19 protein-coding genes are annotated in these 18,229 nt (G+C 60.8%); 8 read left to right on the top strand and 11 right to left on the bottom strand.

Annotated elements, in window-relative coordinates:
- Position 1 precedes the first annotated feature (1 nt).
- Positions 2-976 carry a tonB-system energizer ExbB gene (exbB, locus tag ACZ9H3_RS14980; RefSeq protein WP_476221334.1) on the bottom strand — a complete coding sequence of 325 codons (975 nt, stop codon included), beginning with the start codon at positions 974-976 and terminating at the stop codon, positions 2-4.
- Between the two features lie 192 nt (positions 977-1,168).
- Between exbB and ACZ9H3_RS14975 the strand changes: the two genes are divergently transcribed.
- Positions 1,169-2,026, top strand: a complete 858-nt coding sequence (locus tag ACZ9H3_RS14975) for an SDR family oxidoreductase (RefSeq protein ID WP_102052720.1) — start codon at positions 1,169-1,171, stop codon at positions 2,024-2,026.
- 12 nt (positions 2,027-2,038) lie between these two features.
- Here ACZ9H3_RS14975 and ACZ9H3_RS14970 read toward each other — a convergent pair whose 3' ends face one another.
- The 5 genes from ACZ9H3_RS14970 to ACZ9H3_RS14950 form a co-directional block, all read right to left on the bottom strand.
- Positions 2,039-2,770: a hypothetical protein gene (locus ACZ9H3_RS14970; protein WP_099776352.1), complete on the bottom strand. Its 732-nt coding sequence runs from the start codon at positions 2,768-2,770 to the stop codon at positions 2,039-2,041.
- Positions 2,771-2,829: 59 nt separating this feature from the next.
- The gene (locus tag ACZ9H3_RS14965) at positions 2,830-3,210 is read right to left on the bottom strand and encodes a RidA family protein (protein ID WP_043861567.1); all 381 of its coding nucleotides are present in this window, start codon (positions 3,208-3,210) and stop codon (positions 2,830-2,832) included.
- A 24-nt stretch (positions 3,211-3,234) separates the two neighbouring features.
- Positions 3,235-5,343 (bottom strand): bifunctional GTP diphosphokinase/guanosine-3',5'-bis pyrophosphate 3'-pyrophosphohydrolase, encoded by a 2,109-nt coding sequence (gene spoT, locus ACZ9H3_RS14960; protein ID WP_099776350.1) that lies wholly within the window; start codon positions 5,341-5,343, stop codon positions 3,235-3,237.
- A 60-nt stretch (positions 5,344-5,403) separates the two neighbouring features.
- Entirely contained in the window at positions 5,404-5,667 is a 264-nt protein-coding gene (gene rpoZ, locus ACZ9H3_RS14955) for a DNA-directed RNA polymerase subunit omega (protein ID WP_065758143.1), read from the bottom strand.
- A 189-nt stretch (positions 5,668-5,856) separates the two neighbouring features.
- Complete coding sequence (locus ACZ9H3_RS14950; protein WP_065758144.1) at positions 5,857-6,732, bottom strand: LysR family transcriptional regulator; 876 nt, start codon at positions 6,730-6,732, stop codon at positions 5,857-5,859.
- 242 nt (positions 6,733-6,974) lie between these two features.
- Between ACZ9H3_RS14950 and ACZ9H3_RS14945 the strand changes: the two genes are divergently transcribed.
- The 4 genes from ACZ9H3_RS14945 to ACZ9H3_RS14930 all read left to right on the top strand — a co-directional run bounded on the left by ACZ9H3_RS14945 (position 6,975) and on the right by ACZ9H3_RS14930 (position 12,325).
- Positions 6,975-8,357, top strand: coding sequence for a glutamine synthetase family protein (locus ACZ9H3_RS14945; RefSeq protein WP_065758145.1), 1,383 nt, complete (start codon positions 6,975-6,977; stop codon positions 8,355-8,357).
- 18 nt (positions 8,358-8,375) lie between these two features.
- Entirely contained in the window at positions 8,376-9,869 is a 1,494-nt protein-coding gene (locus ACZ9H3_RS14940; protein ID WP_476221329.1) for an aldehyde dehydrogenase, read from the top strand.
- Between the two features lie 14 nt (positions 9,870-9,883).
- The gene (locus tag ACZ9H3_RS14935) at positions 9,884-10,654 is read left to right on the top strand and encodes a gamma-glutamyl-gamma-aminobutyrate hydrolase family protein (protein WP_476221327.1); all 771 of its coding nucleotides are present in this window, start codon (positions 9,884-9,886) and stop codon (positions 10,652-10,654) included.
- A gap of 114 nt (positions 10,655-10,768) precedes the next feature.
- Positions 10,769-12,325, top strand: coding sequence for an APC family permease (locus ACZ9H3_RS14930; protein WP_065758148.1), 1,557 nt, complete (start codon positions 10,769-10,771; stop codon positions 12,323-12,325).
- Between the two features lie 11 nt (positions 12,326-12,336).
- On the opposite strand, the gene gmk is transcribed toward ACZ9H3_RS14930, so the two are convergent.
- Together gmk and ACZ9H3_RS14920 are read right to left on the bottom strand one after the other, a co-directional pair.
- Positions 12,337-12,957 (bottom strand): guanylate kinase, encoded by a 621-nt coding sequence (gene gmk, locus ACZ9H3_RS14925; protein WP_099776343.1) that lies wholly within the window; start codon positions 12,955-12,957, stop codon positions 12,337-12,339.
- 13 nt (positions 12,958-12,970) lie between these two features.
- On the bottom strand, positions 12,971-13,834 hold the full coding sequence (locus tag ACZ9H3_RS14920; protein WP_099776341.1) for a YicC/YloC family endoribonuclease: 864 nt from the start codon (positions 13,832-13,834) through the stop codon (positions 12,971-12,973).
- A gap of 261 nt (positions 13,835-14,095) precedes the next feature.
- On the opposite strand from ACZ9H3_RS14920, the gene rph reads away from it, so the two are divergent.
- Both rph and ACZ9H3_RS14910 read left to right on the top strand, forming a co-directional pair.
- A complete protein-coding gene (gene rph / locus ACZ9H3_RS14915) occupies positions 14,096-14,818 on the top strand; it encodes a ribonuclease PH (RefSeq protein ID WP_065758151.1) in 723 nt (240 codons plus the stop codon).
- A 14-nt stretch (positions 14,819-14,832) separates the two neighbouring features.
- Positions 14,833-15,201, top strand: a complete 369-nt coding sequence (locus ACZ9H3_RS14910; RefSeq protein WP_065758152.1) for a DUF4870 domain-containing protein — start codon at positions 14,833-14,835, stop codon at positions 15,199-15,201.
- Between the two features lie 185 nt (positions 15,202-15,386).
- On the opposite strand, the gene ACZ9H3_RS14905 is transcribed toward ACZ9H3_RS14910, so the two are convergent.
- Entirely contained in the window at positions 15,387-16,166 is a 780-nt protein-coding gene (locus ACZ9H3_RS14905; RefSeq protein ID WP_065758153.1) for an exodeoxyribonuclease III, read from the bottom strand.
- Positions 16,167-16,246: 80 nt separating this feature from the next.
- On the opposite strand from ACZ9H3_RS14905, the gene pyrE reads away from it, so the two are divergent.
- On the top strand, positions 16,247-16,888 hold the full coding sequence (pyrE, locus tag ACZ9H3_RS14900; protein WP_065758154.1) for an orotate phosphoribosyltransferase: 642 nt from the start codon (positions 16,247-16,249) through the stop codon (positions 16,886-16,888).
- A gap of 64 nt (positions 16,889-16,952) precedes the next feature.
- On the opposite strand, the gene ACZ9H3_RS14895 is transcribed toward pyrE, so the two are convergent.
- Complete coding sequence (locus ACZ9H3_RS14895; protein WP_330522461.1) at positions 16,953-17,156, bottom strand: hypothetical protein; 204 nt, start codon at positions 17,154-17,156, stop codon at positions 16,953-16,955.
- Between the two features lie 162 nt (positions 17,157-17,318).
- Positions 17,319-18,224 (bottom strand): acetylglutamate kinase, encoded by a 906-nt coding sequence (gene argB, locus ACZ9H3_RS14890; protein WP_065758155.1) that lies wholly within the window; start codon positions 18,222-18,224, stop codon positions 17,319-17,321.
- Positions 18,225-18,229: the final 5 nt, after the last annotated feature.

Raw genomic sequence — 18,229 nt, 5'->3', positions numbered from 1 at the left:
CTTACCCCACTTTCACCATGTGTGGCTGAGCGATGCGCTCGCCTGGCTGTTGGTCCAGATCGCGGCTGACCAGCAGCAGTACCTGGGCCGACGCGTCGGAAACCTGTGCCTTGTAGCCGGCGATGGAGCGAGCGAAGACGTTGTAGATGACCACCGCAGGAATCGCTGCAACCAGGCCCAGGGCCGTCGCCAGCAGGGCTTCGGCGATGCCGGGGGCGACCACAGCCAGGTTGGTGGTCTGAGTCTTGGCGATGCCGATGAAGCTGTTCATGATGCCCCAGACCGTACCGAACAGCCCGACGAAGGGGGCAGTGGAGCCGATGGTTGCCAGCACGCCGGTGCCGCTGCTCATGTTGCGACCGCTGGCGGCGACCAGGCGCTCCAGGCGGAAGCTGACACGCTCCTTGATGCCTTCTTTCTCGCGGGTATTGGTCGAAAGGCGCATTTCTTCGAGGGCATCATGGACCAGCAGGTGGGCCAGGGTGCCTTCGGTATTGGCAACGCTGCTGGCTTCCTTGAGGCTCAAGGATTTCTTCAGCAGGGCGATGTCACCCCGCAGGCGACGTTTGGCGCCCATCAGCTCCAGGCCTTTGGCAATCCAGATGGTCCAGGTGATGATCGAGGCAATGGCCAGACCGATCATGACCGCCTTGACCACCACGTCGGCGTTTTTGTACATGCCCCACGGCGACAGATCGTGGGCCATGCCCAGGCTGGTGTCTTCGGCAACGGCTGCTGCACCTTCGCTGGCGTGGTCTTCGAGTGGTGCTACGGCAGGAGTGGCGGATTCGGCAGCTGTTTCGGCGCCAGGCGTGGCGGGTGCAGCAGGGGCAACCGCTGCCGCTGGCGAGCTGTGTTGCACAGCTGGCTCATCGGCCATGGCCGCAGGCGCCAGTACCAGGCTGAACATCAGCGCGGCGATAGTGCGCCAGGCGCGCGACGGGGTTGGCAAAGCGGAAGAAGGGATACGTGTCATGCTGGCCCGACCTGATGAAAAAAAAAGAGGTGGATGCTCTCCAGGCCTCGAGGCAGGCCGAGAACAAATTGGGTTGCCATTATTGCAAGTAATTCTTGTTAGCAAAAGTAATAAAGTAACTTTCTTCCATATTCTCTAGCTACCTATCGATTTTCGCAGATAGGCTGTGGCTTTGATAACCGGAGTTTCGAGATGTCTGCGCCCTCTGTTTTGATTGTCGGTTGTGGCGATGTCGGTGGCCGCCTGGCGACCCAATTGCAAGCTGCGCACTGGCAGGTAAGCGGCCTGCGCAGAAACATCGCGCAGTTGCCTGCAGGTGTCAGTGGAATTGCTGCTGACCTGAGCAATGCGACCTGCCCGCCCGCCTGGCCAAAGGTTGCGCCGGACTATCTGGTCTATTGCGTGGCGGCTAGCCAGCACGATGAGGCGGGTTATCGGGCGGCGTATGTCGATGGCTTGCGGCATGTGCTGGGTTGGCTTGGCGAACAGGGGCAGCAGCCACGACGGTTGCTGTTTGTGTCCAGTAGCAGTGTCTATGCGCAAAAGGATGGGGAGTGGGTTGATGAAACCTCGGTCACTGAGCCTGAGGGCTATTCGGGGCGGCTGATGCTCGAAGCCGAGCAGGTGGCCCTGAACAGCGCCGTACCGGCGACGATTGTGCGTCTGACCGGTATCTATGGCCCTGGGCGTGAGTGGTTGTTGACGCAGGTGCGCCAAGGTTACCGGGTGACCGAGACGCCACCACTGTATGGCAACCGGATTCATGCCGAGGACGCTGCCGGGCTGCTGGCGTACCTGTTGCAGGCGGACAGCGAGGGGCGGGCGTTGGAAGATTGCTACATCGGTGTGGACGACGCGCCAGCACCGCTGTTCGAAGTGGTGGCCTGGTTGCGGGAATACCTGGGTGTCACCCAATGGTCGGAACAGGAGCGCGTGCGGCGCACGGGCAGCAAGCGCTGCCGGAACGCACGAGCACGCTCGCTGGGTTGGGTCCCGCGTTACCCGAGTTATCGGGAAGGCTACGCGGCAATCCTTGCAGGGCGCGATTGACGCGCCCCAGGTTTACTTGCGCTCCAGCAGCCAGCGGCGGGCGCCTGGACGCAGTTCAGGCATCTCGTCGTCGCGTGCCTGGTTGATGGCCTGGAAAATTTCCAGTGTCTTGCCATCACGCTTGAAGATCCACGGGCTACCCTGCTGGTTCTTCTCCAGCCACAGGCTGTCGTACTCGCCGGTCATGGTGGCGCAGTCGCCGTCCAGGCACAGTGCGTAACGGTCCAGGTTCGGCATGCCCTCAAGGCTGCCATTGGGGCTGAACTTCATGGTCGCGCCTTGGCCTGGGCCTTCGACGATTGACCAGTCACCTTTGAGGTAGGCCTCATAGAGGGCCAGTTCAAACGTCGTGCGGGGCGGTGCGTCGAGCTGTGGCTTGTCGGCTTTATGGAAGCGCTGCTCTGGGTCGTTTTCGCTGGCCGCCTGGACCAGTTCGTCGCCATCCAGGGTCAGGCCAATGCTGTAGTTGGGATAAAACACAGCGTTCCAGCCCTTGTCAGCGGGCTGCAGTTTAGCTTCGCTGAGTTCAAAGCCGCTGGTAACCAGGGCCTGGTTGGCGGCGGTATTGATACGCCACTCCAGGTTCGGGCCGTTGCTTTGCAAGGCCTGACGCAGGTTACCGCCTTTGGCGGCTGCATCGATGGCGTTCTGGTTGATCCAGATGCCGTTGAAATCTTCAGGTTTATGACTGGCGCAGCCACCGAGCAGGGCGGCAACAAACGACAGGACGAGCGCGTAGCGCATGGCGGGGTCCTTTCAGGGAAAAGCGATGGCGAACCCTGCAAGGTTCGCCATCTGGAGCATTACTCGAGGACCAGGATCGCGTCCATTTCTACTTGCGAGCCGCGAGGCAGTGCGGCAACGCCGATGGCGGCGCGAGCAGGGTAAGGCTGTTCGAAGTAGCGGCCCATGACTTCGTTGACCTTGGCGAAGTGGCTCAGGTCGGTCAGGAAGATGTTCAGCTTGACGATGTCCTTGAACGAACCGCCAGCGGCTTCGGCGACGGCTTTCAGGTTCTCGAACACCTGGACGGTCTGGGCTTCGAAGCCTTCAACCAGTTCCATGGTTTTTGGATCGAGCGGGATCTGCCCGGACATGTATACGGTGTTGCCGGCCTTGATCGCCTGAGAGTAGGTGCCGATGGCCGCTGGGGCCTTGTCACTGGTGATGACGGTCTTGGTCATGGATGACTCCTTGCTGTTGTCGGGCTACGTGCGCATGCGGGTGATGCGAATCACGCCAGTCAGTGCACGCAGTTTCTTGATCACGCGGGCCAGGTGTACGCGGTCGTGTACGCTGACCACCAGTTGGACCACGCTGATGCGACCATCGCGTTCGTCCATGCTGATTTTCTCGATGTTGCCGTCGGCAGCGTTGACGCTGCTGGCTAGCAGGGCAATCAGGCCGCGCTGGTGTTCCAGTTCGACGCGCAACTCCACATTGAATTCGCCGGTGACGTCCTTGGCCCAGGAGAGCTGGATGCACTTTTCCGGGTTGTGGCGGATTTCGCTGATGTTGCGGCAGTTTTCCAGGTGCACGACCATGCCTTTGCCGGCCGACAGGTGGCCGACGATGGGGTCGCCCGGAATCGGTGTGCAGCATTTGGCATAGCTCAGCACCAGGCCTTCGGTGCCGCGGATGGCCAGCGGGCCTTCAGGGCTTGGCAACTGCTCGCCTTCGCTGGACAGCAGGCGGCGAGCCACGACATAGGCCATGCGATTGCCCAGGCCGATGTCTTCGAGCAGGTCTTCGATCAGTTCCAGGCGGTATTCGCTGAGCATGGCCTGGACGCGTTCCTGAGGAATTTTCTCCAACGCGCTGTCGAAACCATGGAGCACTTTGTTTAGCAGGCGCTCGCCAAGGCTGATCGACTCGGAGCGGCGTTGCAGCTTGAGCGCGTGGCGAATGTGCGTACGGGCTTTGCCGGTCACCACGAAGTTGAGCCAGGCCGGGTTTGGCCGTGCCCCTGGCGCACTGACGATCTCGACGGTCGAGCCGCTCTGCAGTGGCTCGGACAGCGGTGCCAGGCGACGATTGATGCGGCAGGCAATACAGCTGTTGCCGACGTCAGTGTGCACGGCATAAGCGAAGTCGACCGCCGTGGAGCCCTTGGGTAGCTCCATGATGCGGCCTTTGGGCGTGAACACGTAGACCTCGTCCGGGAAGAGGTCGATCTTCACGCTTTCGATGAATTCAAGGGAGTTGCCTGCACGTTGCTGCAACTCCAGCACGCCTTTGACCCACTGACGGGCACGGGCATGGGTACTTTTTGGCTGTTCGTCGTCACTGGATTTGTACAGCCAGTGGGCGGCGATACCGTTGTTGGCCATTTCTTCCATTTCGCGGGTGCGGATCTGGATTTCGATGGGAACACCGTGCATGCCGAACAGCGTGGTGTGCAGTGACTGGTAGCCGTTGGCCTTGGGGATCGCGATGTAATCCTTGAAGCGACCCGGCAGTGGCTTGTACAGGTTGTGAACTGCACCGAGTACGCGGTAGCAGGTGTCGACCTTGTCGACGACGATGCGGAACGCGTAGACATCCATGATCTCGTTGAAGGCCCGGCGTTTGCCGCGCATCTTCTTGTAGATGCCATAGAGGTGTTTCTGTCGCCCGCTGACTTCGCCTTCGATCCCGTCGACCGCCAGGCAATGGCTGAGCGATTCTTCGATCTTGTTGACGAGTTCCTTGCGGTTGCCGCGGGCGCGTTTCACCGCCTGATGGATGCGTGCGGAGCGCATCGGGTACATGGCCTTGAAACCCAGGTCTTCGAATTCCACGCGCACGGCGTGCATGCCAAGGCGGTTGGCGATGGGGGCGTAGATTTCCAGGGTTTCCTTGGCGATGCGTCGGCGCTTCTCGCCGGACAGCACTTCCAGGGTGCGCATGTTGTGCAGGCGGTCGGCCAGCTTGACCAGAATCACGCGGATGTCCCGGGCCATGGCCATGGCCATTTTCTGGAAGTTTTCCGCTTGGGCCTCGGCCTTGGTTTCGAAGTTCATCTGGGTCAGCTTGCTGACCCCGTCGACCAGTTCGGCGACGGTTTCGCCAAATTGCGCTGAAAGCGCTTCCTTGGCGATACCGGTGTCTTCGATCACGTCGTGCAGCATGGCGGCCATCAGGCTCTGATGGTCCATGTGCATGTCGGCAAGAATGCTCGCTACCGCAAGGGGATGGGTAACGTAAGGTTCGCCGCTGCGACGGCGTTGGCCATCGTGGGCTTGTTCGGCGTAGAAATACGCTCGGCGCACCAGGTTGACCTGGTCAGCGCCGAGGTAGGTCGACAGGCGATCGGCAAGGGCATCTATGCTCGGCAACGTACTACCTCCTGCCGATGGCTGGTGCCTTGCGCCGTGCAATGTCGACCAGGCATGAACTTAGACGGCCTCGTTGGCCTCGTCTTCAAATGCGGCAAAGATAGGCTCTTCAACGACCACATCTTCTTGAGCGACGAATTCGTTGTCGACCAGGCCGGCAGCGATTTCACGCAGTGCAACTACGGTTGGCTTGTCGTTTTCCCAGGCCACTTTGGGTTCCTTGCCACCGGTTGCCAGCTGGCGGGAACGCTTGGTGGCGAGCATGACCAGCTCGAAACGGTTATCGACGTTGTCCAGGCAATCTTCAACGGTCACGCGGGCCATGGTATTCCTCGTAGCAAATGCAATAGGCAAGCAGCCCGGATGGGCGAGCGGACTCGGTAGTTTAAAAAATCACCAGCCAATAGGGAAGCGCTGATTTCAGTTCTCGCTCAGGCGGCATGCTTTGGCCGAGAGTTTTAGCGTTAGAGCAGACGATAACCATTTGCGTGGGGTTAGCACAACTCCCTCGTGCTACTCGCCCATCGCCGCGCGCAAGCGTGGGGTCAGTTCGTCGAACAGCGTCTGTACTGAGCGCAGTGCGCGGCAGTCGGGGCGAGTCAGCAGCCAGAGTTCGGTATCGCAGCCGGGCAGGGCATCGCTCAGTCGCTCCACCCCGGGGAGGCTGTCGGCCATGTAGTCAGCCAGCGCTGCGACGCCCAGCCCTGCACCTACCAGTTGGGCGACGGCGGCCATGCTGCTGCAGCGGTAGCGTGGTACCACGCCAGGTAGGTGCTGCTCGCGCCAGACCACCGAGGCATGATCGGACATCGAGTCGTCCAGTGCGATCCAGGGGAGTGATGCCGGAGCCTCGGCCAGGCGCTGGCGATAATCGGCGTGCCCATAAACAAGGTAGGAGGCCGTGCCCAGGCAGCGACCGACCAGGTGCTCGGGGGGTGAGTTGGTCAGGCGCAGGGCGACATCGGCATCGCGTCGGCTGAGGTTGGCGAAGGAGTTGGAGGTTGCCAGCTCCAGCGACAGCGCCGGGTAGGTTGGCATGAAATGGGCCAGCGCCGGCAGCAGCAGGCTGTGCAATACCGCTTCGGTGCAAGTCAGGCGCACGGTGCCGCTGACCACCTGGTCGCCGTGTTCCACCGCCACCTGGGCCGCATCCAGTGCCTGTTCGGCGCGCTCGGCTTGCTCCGCCAGCGCTTGAGCTGTGCCAGTGGGGACGTAGCCCTTGCGGCTTTTATCGAACAGCGCCTTGCCCAGTGAGGCCTCGAGCCTGCGAATCGAGCGAAAGACGGTCGACACGTCCACCTTGAGCAGTTCGGCAGCTTTTGCCAGGGATCGCCCGCGAACCAGGGCGAGCACCAGGGTGAGATCGGTATGGCTGACCTGATATTGCATGAGTGCACTCTTAGCTTGCCGAAATGCCAATGTCTGTTGCGTTGAGGCCATTCTATAGTGAAGCAGCAGCCGCGAATCAACCTCGCCGCCGGCCAGAGTGCCGAGTGCAGCGCACAAGGATGTTCATTCGGCTGTTTCCCACGATGGGAATACTAGAAAAATAAACCAACCATCGACGCCCACAGGGCGCCTGCAACACCCCTTCATATTGTCGCCCGATAAAAATCAAAGGATGCATAGCCATGACGTCGGTCTCCCCGTGCGCCAGCCCTTCCAGCGAGATGAGCGAGTTTCTCCAGGCTTATCCTGAAGTCCAGTTCGTGGACCTGCTCATTTCCGACATGAACGGTGTCGTGCGCGGAAAGCGAATCGAGCGTGCGAGCCTGCACAAGGTTTACGAAAAAGGTATCAATCTGCCAGCGTCGCTGTTTGCGCTGGATATCAACGGCTCGACCGTGGAAAGCACCGGCCTGGGCCTGGATATCGGTGATGCCGACCGTATTTGCTTTCCCATTCCCGGCACGCTGAGCTACGAGCCTTGGCAGAAGCGTCCTACCGCGCAGCTGCTGATGACCATGCACGAGCTGGATGGCACCCCTTTCTTCGCTGACCCGCGAGAAGTGCTGCGCAGCGTGGTGGAGAAGTTCGATGCGCTGGGCCTGACCATCTGCGCCGCCTTCGAGCTGGAGTTCTACCTGATCGATCAGGACAACGTGAATGGCCGCCCACAGCCGCCCCGTTCGCCGATCTCGGGTAAGCGTCCGCAGTCGACTCAGGTCTACCTGATCGATGATCTGGACGAGTACGTCGATTGCCTGCAGGACATGCTTGAAGCGGCCAAAGAGCAGGACATCCCGGCTGATGCCATCGTCAAGGAAAGCGCCCCGGCACAGTTCGAGGTCAACCTGCATCACGTTGAAGATGCGATCAAGGCCTGCGACTACGCGGTCCTGCTCAAGCGTCTGATCAAGAACATCGCCTACGACCATGAAATGGACTCCACGTTCATGGCCAAGCCGTACCCTGGCCAGGCGGGCAACGGTTTGCACGTGCATATCTCGTTGCTGGACAAGAAAACCGGCAAGAACATCTTCACCAGTGATGAGCCCGAGCAGAACGACGCGCTGCGCCACGCCATTGGTGGCGTGTTGGAAACCCTGCCGGCGTCGATGGCTTTTCTCTGCCCGAACGTCAACTCGTACCGGCGTTTCGGTGCCCAGTTCTATGTGCCGAATGCGCCAAGCTGGGGCCTGGACAACCGTACTGTAGCCCTGCGCGTGCCCACCGGCAGTGCTGATGCGGTGCGCATCGAGCACCGTGTTGCCGGTGCTGATGCCAACCCGTACTTGATGATGGCGGCAATCCTCTCCGGCATTCATCACGGCCTGACCAACAAGATCGAGCCGGGTGCGCCGGTGGAAGGCAACTCCTACGAGCAGCTGGAGCAGAGCTTGCCAAACAACTTGCGCGACGCACTGCGCGAGCTGGATGACAGCGAAGTGCTGAACAAGTACATCAGCCCGGACTACATCGATGTCTTTGTCGCCTGCAAGGAAAGTGAGCTGTCAGAGTTTGAAGTATCGATCTCGGATCTCGAATACAACTGGTATCTGCACACGGTGTAAGGCCTGGAGCACACGAACATGACCACCTTGTCCCGCGCGCAATGGGAATCCCTTTTCCAGAACCTGAGCATCGAAGGGCGTGCCTTTATCGATGGTCAGTACCAGGCTGCTGCCTCGGCTGAAACCTTCGAGAGCCTGAGCCCGGTCGATGGCCGTCACCTGGCCAATATCGCCAGTTGTGATGCCGCGGATGCCGAGCGTGCTGTCCTGGCGGCCCGCCGCAGTTTTGAAAGCGGCGCCTGGTCGGGCCTGGCACCGGCCCAGCGCAAGCGTGTGCTGATTGCTTTCGCTGACGCGCTGTTGGCCAACGCCGAGGAGCTGGCACTGCTGGAAACCCTGGATATGGGCAAGCCGATCAGTGACTCGCTCAGCATCGACGTGCCGGGCGCGGCGAATGCCATCCGCTGGAGCGCCGAGGCCATTGATAAGGTCTACGACGAAGTGGCGCCAACGCCGGTCGACCAGCTGGGTTTGGTTACCCGCGAAGCGGTGGGTGTGGTAGTGGCGATCGTGCCGTGGAACTTCCCCCTGATGATGGCCTGCTGGAAGCTCGGCCCGGCGCTGGCCACCGGTAACTCGGTGATCCTCAAGCCTTCGGAAAAGTCGCCACTGACCGCCATTCGCATCGCTCAACTGGCTATCGAAGCCGGTATCCCTGCGGGCGTGCTGAACGTGCTGCCAGGCTATGGCCACACCGTCGGCAAGGCCCTGGCCCTGCACATGGATGTGGACACCTTGGTGTTTACCGGTTCAACCAAGATCGCCAAGCAACTGATGATCTATGCCGGCGAATCGAACATGAAGCGTGTCTGGCTGGAGGCTGGTGGCAAGAGCCCGAATATCGTCTTTGCCGACGCTCCTGACCTGCAGGCAGCGGCTGACGCCGCCGCTTGCGCCATTGCCTTCAACCAGGGCGAAGTGTGTGTGGCGGGCTCGCGTCTGCTGGTCGAGCGCAGCATCAAGGATCGCTTCCTGCCGATGGTCATCGAGGCGCTCAAGGCTTGGAAGCCCGGCCATTCGCTGGACCCGACTACTCGGGTTGGCGCCCTGGTGGACGGCACCCAGCTGGATACCGTGCTGGGCTATGTCGAGGCCGGTGCCGCCGACGGTGCGACGCTGGTCGCTGGTGGCAAGCGCGTGCTGGAAGAAACCGGCGGCGTCTATGTGGAGCCGACGATCTTTGATGGTGTGGACAATGCCATGCGTATTGCCCGTGAAGAGATCTTCGGCCCGGTGCTGTCAGTGATTGCGTTCGATACCGCCGAGGAAGCCATCAGCATTGCCAACGACTCACCGTTCGGCCTGGCCGCAGCGGTCTGGAGCAGCGACCTGTCCAAGGCGCACCGCACGGCCAAGGCCCTGCGCGCTGGTAGTGTCTGGGTCAACCAGTACGACGGTGGTGACATGACGGCGCCGTTCGGCGGCTTCAAGCAGTCCGGTAACGGGCGTGACAAGTCACTGCATGCATTCGACAAGTACACCGAACTCAAGGCGACCTGGATCAAGTTGTAAACGAGGGCTGACAGATGAAGCAGGTTACCCCACTGATTGGCGTCACTGCCTGCCGCCAGCAACTGGAAAAGAATTCCTCGCACACGGCGGGTGACAAGTATGTCGAGGCTGCAGGCTTCGCCGGGATTCCCCTGATATTGCCTGCGCGTGCCGAGCCTGTGGCTGCAGAGCTCGTGCTAGAGCGGTTGGATGGCATTCTTTTTACCGGTTCGCCTTCAAATGTGGAGCCGCATCATTACAATGGCAGCCCCAGCGCGGAGGGAACCCGACACGATGTGTACCGTGATCGCCTGACCCTGCCGTTGTTGCGTGCGGCGATTGCGGCGGGCGTGCCGGTATTTTGCATTTGCCGTGGTTTCCAGGAGCTGAATGTGAGCCTCGGTGGCAGCCTGCATCAACAGGTTCATGAGTTGCCTGGCTACCTGGACCACCGCGAGCCGAAAGACGTTGCGCTGGAGGTGCAATACGCACCGCAGCACTCAGTGAGCGTGCAGCCGGGTGGGCTTTTCGAGTGCTTGGGGCTGCCCACGGTTTTCGAGGTCAACTCGTTGCATGGCCAGGGCATCGAGCGCCTGGCCAGTGGCCTGCGAGTCGAAGCCGTTGCGCCGGATGGATTGGTCGAGGCGGTCACGCTGGATAACGCGCCAGGGTTTGTTCTTGGCGTTCAGTGGCATCCGGAATGGCGTTTTACCGACAACCCTGTCTCGTTGCGCCTGTTTCAGGCGTTCCGCGAGGCTTGTATCGCCCATGCGGCGGGAAAGCGTGTTGAGGTGGCGGCCATTTGAGGCTGTCCGGCGCCCCCGGATGTCATGAATCAAGCAGTGAGCTTTCCATGAGTGAAAGCGGGTGCCTTGCAAGACGCCCATCTAGAACAATACCAATAGCGACGGCAAATACTCATGAGTGAATACACAGAAGCGAGTCGGCCCTCGGGCTCGGCAGAGTCGGCGCAGGCCAGCTCAGGCGCTTCCACCCATCGCAGCAAAGGGCTGGCCAAGGGCCGGCTCGGGCTGCTTGCCAGCATTGTGCTTGGCATCTCCACCATTGCGCCGGTTTATACCCTGACCGGCGCGCTCGGGCCTACCGTGCGCGAAGTCGGCGCACACCTGCCAGCCGTGTTCCTTGTCGGCTTCCTGCCCATGCTGCTGGTTGCGCTGGGCTACCGCGAGCTGAACGCTGCCGAGCCCGATAGCGGCACGTCATTCACCTGGTCTGCCCGTGCCTTTGGTCCGATGATTGGCTGGATCGGCGGTTGGGGGCTGGTCACCGCGACAACCATTGTGTTGTCCAACCTGGCGGGTGTGGCAGTGGACTTCTTCTACCTGTTCCTCGGCCAGCTCAGCGGCAGCCATGAGGTGTCTGCGCTGAGCGATAACCTGTTGGTCAACGTCACCACCTGTTGTGTCTTTATTGCCATGGCCGTGTGGATCTGCTGCCGTGGCATGGGTACTACCATGACGGTGCAGTATGGCCTGGTGGCCTTGCAACTGGTGGTGCTGATCGGTTTCTCCATGGCCGCGTTCGGTGGGTCGCCGACCATACCGCCGCTGCAATTCGACTCAGACTGGTTCAACCCGTTTGGCGTCGAGTCGTTCTCCTCGTTTGCAGCCGGGCTGTCGCTGTCGATCTTCATTTTCTGGGGGTGGGACGTCTGCCTGACTGTGAGCGAAGAGTCGGTGGGCAGTGAAGAAGTGCCTGGCAAGGCTGCCACCTGGACCGTGTTATTGATCCTTGGCCTGTACCTGGTGACCGGTATTGCTACCTTGCAGTTCGCCGGTATCGGTGACATTGGCCTGGGGCTGGGCAACCCGCGCATTCAAGAGAACGTCTTCGCACACCTGGCCGGCCCGGTCATGGGGCCGCTGGCTATCCTGATGTCCATTGCGGTACTGGCCAGTACCGCGGCGTCCCTGCAGTCGACCTTCGTCTCGCCAGCGCGCACGCTGCTGGCCATGGGGTACTACGGTGCCGTGCCTGAGCGATTTGCCAGCATCTGCCCGCGCTCACAGACGCCACGCTACGCGACCATCTGTGCAGGCGTTGCTGCCGGTCTGTTCTACGTCACCATGCGCACCCTGAGTGAAAACGTACTGGCCGACACCATCACCGCGCTGGGGATGATGATCTGCTTCTACTACTCGCTGACGGCGTTCGCGTGCGTGTGGTACTTCCGCGACAGCCTGTTCGACAGCCTGCGTCACTTCATGATGCGCGGCCTGTGCCCCTTCGTGGGCGGTGGGATTCTGTCGGTGATCTTCGTTCAGACCGCCATCGACAGTGCTTCCCCGTCGTTCGGCAGTGGCTCGCATGTCGCAGGCCTGGGCCTGGTGTTCGTGATCGCGATGATCATTCTGTTGCTGGGTATCTTCCTGATGGTGCTGTCGCGCATGCGTGCACCAGCGTTCTTCCTGGGGATGACTCTGCATCGGCAGGCAACGCTGCCCTGCCGACGCTGAGACGGCGCCAATCAGGCGAGCAACTGTTTGAGTAGCTCGCTGTGGCGCTGTTGCTGGCTCTTCTGCTGCAGGCGATTGGCCCTGAAGATCGCCTTGAGGTCTTCAAGGGCCACGGCGAAGTCGTCGTTGATGATGACGAAGTCGTACTCGTTGTAGTGGCTCATCTCGCTGACGGCTTCACGCATCCGACCCTCAATGATCTCATCGCTGTCCTGGCCACGGTTGGTCAGGCGCTGGCGCAGGGCCTGCTGGCTCGGCGGCAGGATGAAGATCGAGCGTGCCTGTGGCATCTGCTTGCGTACTTGTTCGGCACCCTGCCAGTCGATTTCCAGAATCAGGTCGTGGCCTTCGTCCAGGGTTTGCTGCAGCGTGCTCTGCGACGTGCCGTAGAGGTTGCCGAAGACTTCGGCCTGCTCCAGAAAGTCGCCGTGTTCGGTCATGCGGATGAACTCGGCGCGATCGACGAAGTGGTAGTTCACCCCGTTCTCTTCGCCCGGACGCATGGCGCGGGTGGTGTGCGAGACCGAAACGCGAATGCTCGGCTCGGCGTCGATGAGGGCTTTCACCAGGCTGGTCTTGCCGGCGCCGGAAGGGGCCGAGATGATGTAGAGGATGCCGCTGCTGTGGTTCATGGTCGGGGTGGCCTTACTCAATGTTCTGTACTTGTTCACGCATCTGCTCGATCAGGACCTTGAGGTTGACCGCTGCTTGGGTGCTACGTGGGTCGAAGGCTTTGGAGCCAAGGGTGTTCGCTTCGCGGTTCAGCTCCTGCATCAGGAAGTCGAGGCGCCGGCCTGCGGCACCACCGGACTTGAGTACACGGCGTACCTCGGTCATGTGGGTGCTCAGGCGGTCCAGCTCTTCGGCGACGTCGCTTTTCTGGGCCAGTAGCACCATTTCCTGTTCCAGGCGCTGTGGATCGAGTTCGGCTTTCATGTCCGTGAAGCGATCCAGGACCTTCTGGCGCTGAACGGCCAGCATCTGCGGTACCAGGGCACGCAGGGTCGTGACCTCGGTGGCCATGTTGTCCAGGCGTTCGTTGATCAGCCTGGCCAGCTCGGTGCCCTCGCGGTTGCGACCGTTGCGCAGCTCCTTCAGGGCCTCTTCAAACAGGCTCATGGCCTCGATATTCAACGCTTGCGGGTCTGTCGCGTCTGCCACCAGCACGCCTGGCCACGCCAGCACTTCCAGCGGGTTGAGCGCAGCAGGCTGCTTGATCAGGCTGGCGACGGTCTCGGCGGCGGCAACCAGTTGCGCGGCGCGCTCGCGATCAACCTGCAAGGGTTTGCCAGTGCTTTCTTCATTGAAGCGCAACGTGCATTCGACCTTGCCGCGTGACAGGCCCTGACGGAGGGCTTCACGTACCGTGCCTTCAAGGTCGCGGAAGGCATCAGGCAGACGTAAGTGGGGTTCCAGGTAGCGGTGGTTGACCGAGCGCAATTCCCAGATGAGGGTACCTTGGGCGCCAGCGCGTTCGGCGCGGGCAAAGGCGGTCATGCTATGCACCATGGGAAGTACCTCGCAGTAGGTTGAAGGGAAGCCGACAGGCTGCAAAGGCGCAGGATTGTAGCGCAGTGCGAGGTGTGCTCCCAATCCACTGATGTTACAAACACTCTCTGGATTGCCGGAAAAAACCGACCAACGTCTCTGGCTCAAGGCTGGCGCGTACCCTGCGGGTGCATAAACAGCTGTTTCTGCCCTGGGCATGTCCAGCGGAGCCTGGGCGCTCTATAATGCTGGGCAGATTCAAGTCCAGTACAGGTATCCCCTATGAAACGTCCAAGTGGTCGCGTTGCCGATCAGCTCCGCTCGATCCGCATCACCCGCAACTACACCAAGCACGCCGAAGGGTCGGTACTGGTCGAGTTCGGCGACACCAAAGTCGTCTGCACGGTCAGCGTCGAAAATGGTGTTCCCCGGTTCCTCAAAGGTCAGGGCCAAGGCTGGCTGACAGCAGAGTACGGCATGCTGCCGCGCTCCACTGGCGAGCGTAACCAGCGCGAAGCCAGCCGTGGCAAACAGGGTGGCCGCACCCTGGAAATCCAGCGTTTGATCGGCCGCTCGCTGCGTGCGGCGCTGGACATGAGCAAGCTCGGCGACATTACCCTCTACGTCGACTGCGACGTGATCCAGGCCGATGGCGGTACCCGCACGGCGTCGATCACCGGTGCCATGGTCGCGCTGGTCGATGCCCTGCGTGTCGTCAAGAAGCGTGGCGGCCTCAAGGGCGGAGACCCGCTCAAGCACATGATCGCTGCCGTTTCGGTGGGCATGTACCAAGGCGTTCCAGTGCTCGACCTGGACTACCTGGAAGACTCCGCTGCCGAGACTGACCTGAACGTGGTCATGACCAGCGCCGGTGGCTTCATCGAAGTGCAGGGCACCGCTGAAGGCGCGCCGTTCCAGCCCGAAGAGCTCAATGCCATGTTGGCATTGGCGCAAAAAGGCATGAGCGACCTCTTCGAGCTGCAGAGCGCTTCGCTGGCTGACTGAGTGAGGATGGCCTGATGGGCGAACAACCTCTGAATGCATCCACCCCGAGTGCCGATGTGCGCCAGTGGGCGATGTTCTGCCACCTCGCGGCGTTCTGCGGGCTGTTGTTCCCCTTCGGCAACCTGCTGGGGCCGTTGATCATCTGGCAATGGAAGCGTGAGCTGGACCCGTTCATCGATGCCCAAGGTAAGGAATCGCTGAACTTCCAGATTACCGTGACCATTGCCTACGTGATCTGCATCGCACTGTTCATCATATTGATTGGCTTTGCGTTGCTCGGCCTGCTGGTAGTGGCCGCAGCCATCCTGATGATCATCGCTTCGGTCAAGGTCAATGAGGGGCAGGCGTATCGCTACCCCTTTACCTGGCGGGTGATTCAGTAGCGGCAGGGTTGTTGGCTTTTCCTGTGGGATGCAGGCTTGCCTGCGATGGCGTCGGCGGGGTGCCAATGAGTACGCGGCGCCTGCATCGTTGGCAAGCCAACTCCCACAGGGTGTCTTGCGTTATTTTTGGCACATAAAAACGAACCCCCGCTGAAAAGCGGGGGTTCGTTTTTGTGCGTGACCGTTTAAATGGTCAGCGTCCAGTCATAGTCCACGATCAGTGGCGCATGCTGGGAGAAGCGTGGCTGGCGTGGCAGGCGTGCGCTACGCACGAAGCGACGCAGGCCTGGTGTCAGCAACTGGTAGTCGAAGCGATAGCCCAGGTTGAGCATCTCGGCCTGTTCGTTGTCCGGCCACCAGCTGTACTGCTCGCCTTCGCGGCTGACTTCGCGCAGGGCATCGACATAGCCCATGTCGCCGACGATGGTGTCCATCCAGGCCCGTTCCGGTGCCAGGAAGCCCGGGGACTGCTGGCTGTCGCGCCAGTTCTTGATGTCGAGCTTCTGCTGCGCGACATACAGCGAGCCGCAGTAGATGTATTCACGACGCTTGCGACGTTGCTTGTCCAGGTACTTGGCGAAGTCGTCCATCAACTTGAACTTCTGGTTCAAGTCTTCGTCGCCGTTCTGCCCGGAAGGCAGCAGCAAGGTGGCAATACTGACTTTGTCGAAGTCTGCCTGCAGGTAACGTCCGTAGCGGTCGGCTGTCTCGAAGCCCAGGCCGCTGATGACTGCCTTGGGCTGCAAGCGCGAGTAAAGTGCCACACCGCCTTGGGCGGGGACTTCTGCGTCGCAGGCATAAAGGAAGTAGCCATCGAGCTGGAAAGCTGGGTCGTCGAGTTCAAAGGCCGAGGCGCGGGTATCCTGAAGGCAGATGACGTCGGCATTCTGGGCTTGCAGCCAACTGAGCAAACCACGCTCGACTGCAGCCTGAATGCCATTTACGTTCACACTGATGATCCGCATAAATGGCCCCAAAAATCTCGTGCGTGTATGATACCCGAGCTGTACTCAATTAGCTAAATCCGTGGCATCCGGGACTCTACATGCAGCCGTATCAGCGCGACTTTATTCGTTTTGCCATCGATCGTGGGGTTCTGCGCTTCGGTGAGTTCACCCTCAAGTCGGGGCGTACCAGCCCGTATTTCTTCAATGCCGGCCTGTTCAACAGCGGCGCGGCCCTGGCTCAGCTCGGGCGTTTCTATGCGGCGGCGATTGTCGACAGCAAGATTCCGTTCGACGTGCTGTTCGGCCCGGCCTACAAAGGCATCCCGCTGGCTGCAGCGACCGCTGTAGCGCTGGCTGAGCATCACCAGCTCGACGTGCCGTGGTGCTTCAACCGCAAGGAAGCCAAGAGCCATGGCGAAGGCGGCAGTCTGGTCGGCGCGCCACTGACTGGCGACGTCTTGATCATTGACGACGTGATCACTGCCGGCACGGCGATCCGCGAGGTCATGCAGATCATCCAGGGGCAGCAGGCCAAGGCCGCTGGCGTGCTGATCGCACTGAACCGTCAGGAGCGCGGCAACGGCGAGTTGTCGGCGATCCAGGAAGTGGAGCGTGACTTTGGTATCCCGGTGGTCAGCATTGTGTCGCTGACCCAGGTACTGGAGTTCCTCGCTGACGATCCAGCGCTCAAGCAGCATCTGCCTGCGGTCGAGGCGTACCGGGCCCAGTACGGTATCTGAAGCCCATGCGCAACAAAAAGGCCCTGCATTGCAGGGCCTTTTTGCTTCTCTGAGTCGTGTGCCATCAGTTCGGATAGGGATCGTCCACCGCATCGCCTTGGCCGCTGAGTATTTTCCAGCCCTTTTTCGTGTGGGTCTCTGCTGTGTAGTTGGGGCAGGGGGGGAGCGACTTCTTGCTTTGGTTCGAGTAGTGATGGTCGCAGTCGACGCACGCGTAGGTACCTGCCGAGACGTCACTGCCGTAGGGCACGTAATCCTTGTCTGTCATGGATGAACCTCCTTTGTGAAGAGGCATCAGCGTAGCGCGGAAGAAGGTCTGGGTGGCGTAGGAGATTTCCCGCTTGCTTGAGGGAAGTTTCCGGAGTGGTGCGCAAGGAGACGCGGAGGGATCGAGGCCCCACCCCGAGTTGCTCGGGGTGGGCTGAGATTGTTACTCAGGCTTCTGATTGGTAATCAGGGTGCCGACGCCGCTGTCGGTGAAGATTTCCAGCAGGACCGCATTCGGTACCCGACCGTCGATGATGTGCGAGCTGTTGACGCCGCCCTGTACTGCTTCCAGCGCGCAGCGAATCTTCGGCAGCATGCCGCCGTAGATGGTGCCATCGGCGATCAGGTCGTTGACTTGCTCGGTGGTCAGGCCGGTCAGCACGTGACCTTGCTTGTCCATCAGGCCTGCGATGTTGGTCAGCAGGATCAACTTCTCGGCCTTCAGGGCTTCGGCGACCTTGCCGGCGACCAGGTCGGCGTTGATGTTGTAGGACTCGCCGTTGGCACCAACACCAATCGGTGCGATCACCGGGATGAAGTCGCCCTTCACCAGCATGTTCAGCAGGTCGGTATTTACCCCAACCACTTCGCCTACATGGCCGATGTCGATGATTTCAGGCGAGGTCATTTCCGGGGTCTGGCGGGTGACTTTGAGCTTCTTCGCACGAATCAGCTCAGCGTCCTTACCGGTCAGGCCGATGGCGCTGCCGCCATGACGGTTGATCAGGTTGACGATGTCCTTGTTGACCTGGCCACCGAGAACCATCTCGACCACGTCCATGGTTTGTGCATCGGTGACGCGCATGCCATCGATAAAGTGGCTTTCGATCGACAGGCGCTTGAGCAGATCGCCGATCTGCGGGCCGCCGCCATGTACGACCACAGGGTTGATACCCACGGCTTTCATCAGGACCACGTCACGGGCGAAACCGGTTTTGAGCTCTTCGCTCTCCATCGCGTTGCCGCCGTACTTGATCACCAGGGTCTTGCCGACAAAGCGGCGGATATAAGGCAGCGCTTCGGACAATACCTGGGCGACATGGGTGGCGGCATCACGATCGAGGGTCATGCAAA

This window comes from Pseudomonas sp. TE3910, assembly GCF_056279025.1.
This window is presented reverse-complemented; position numbering and strand designations above follow the sequence as displayed.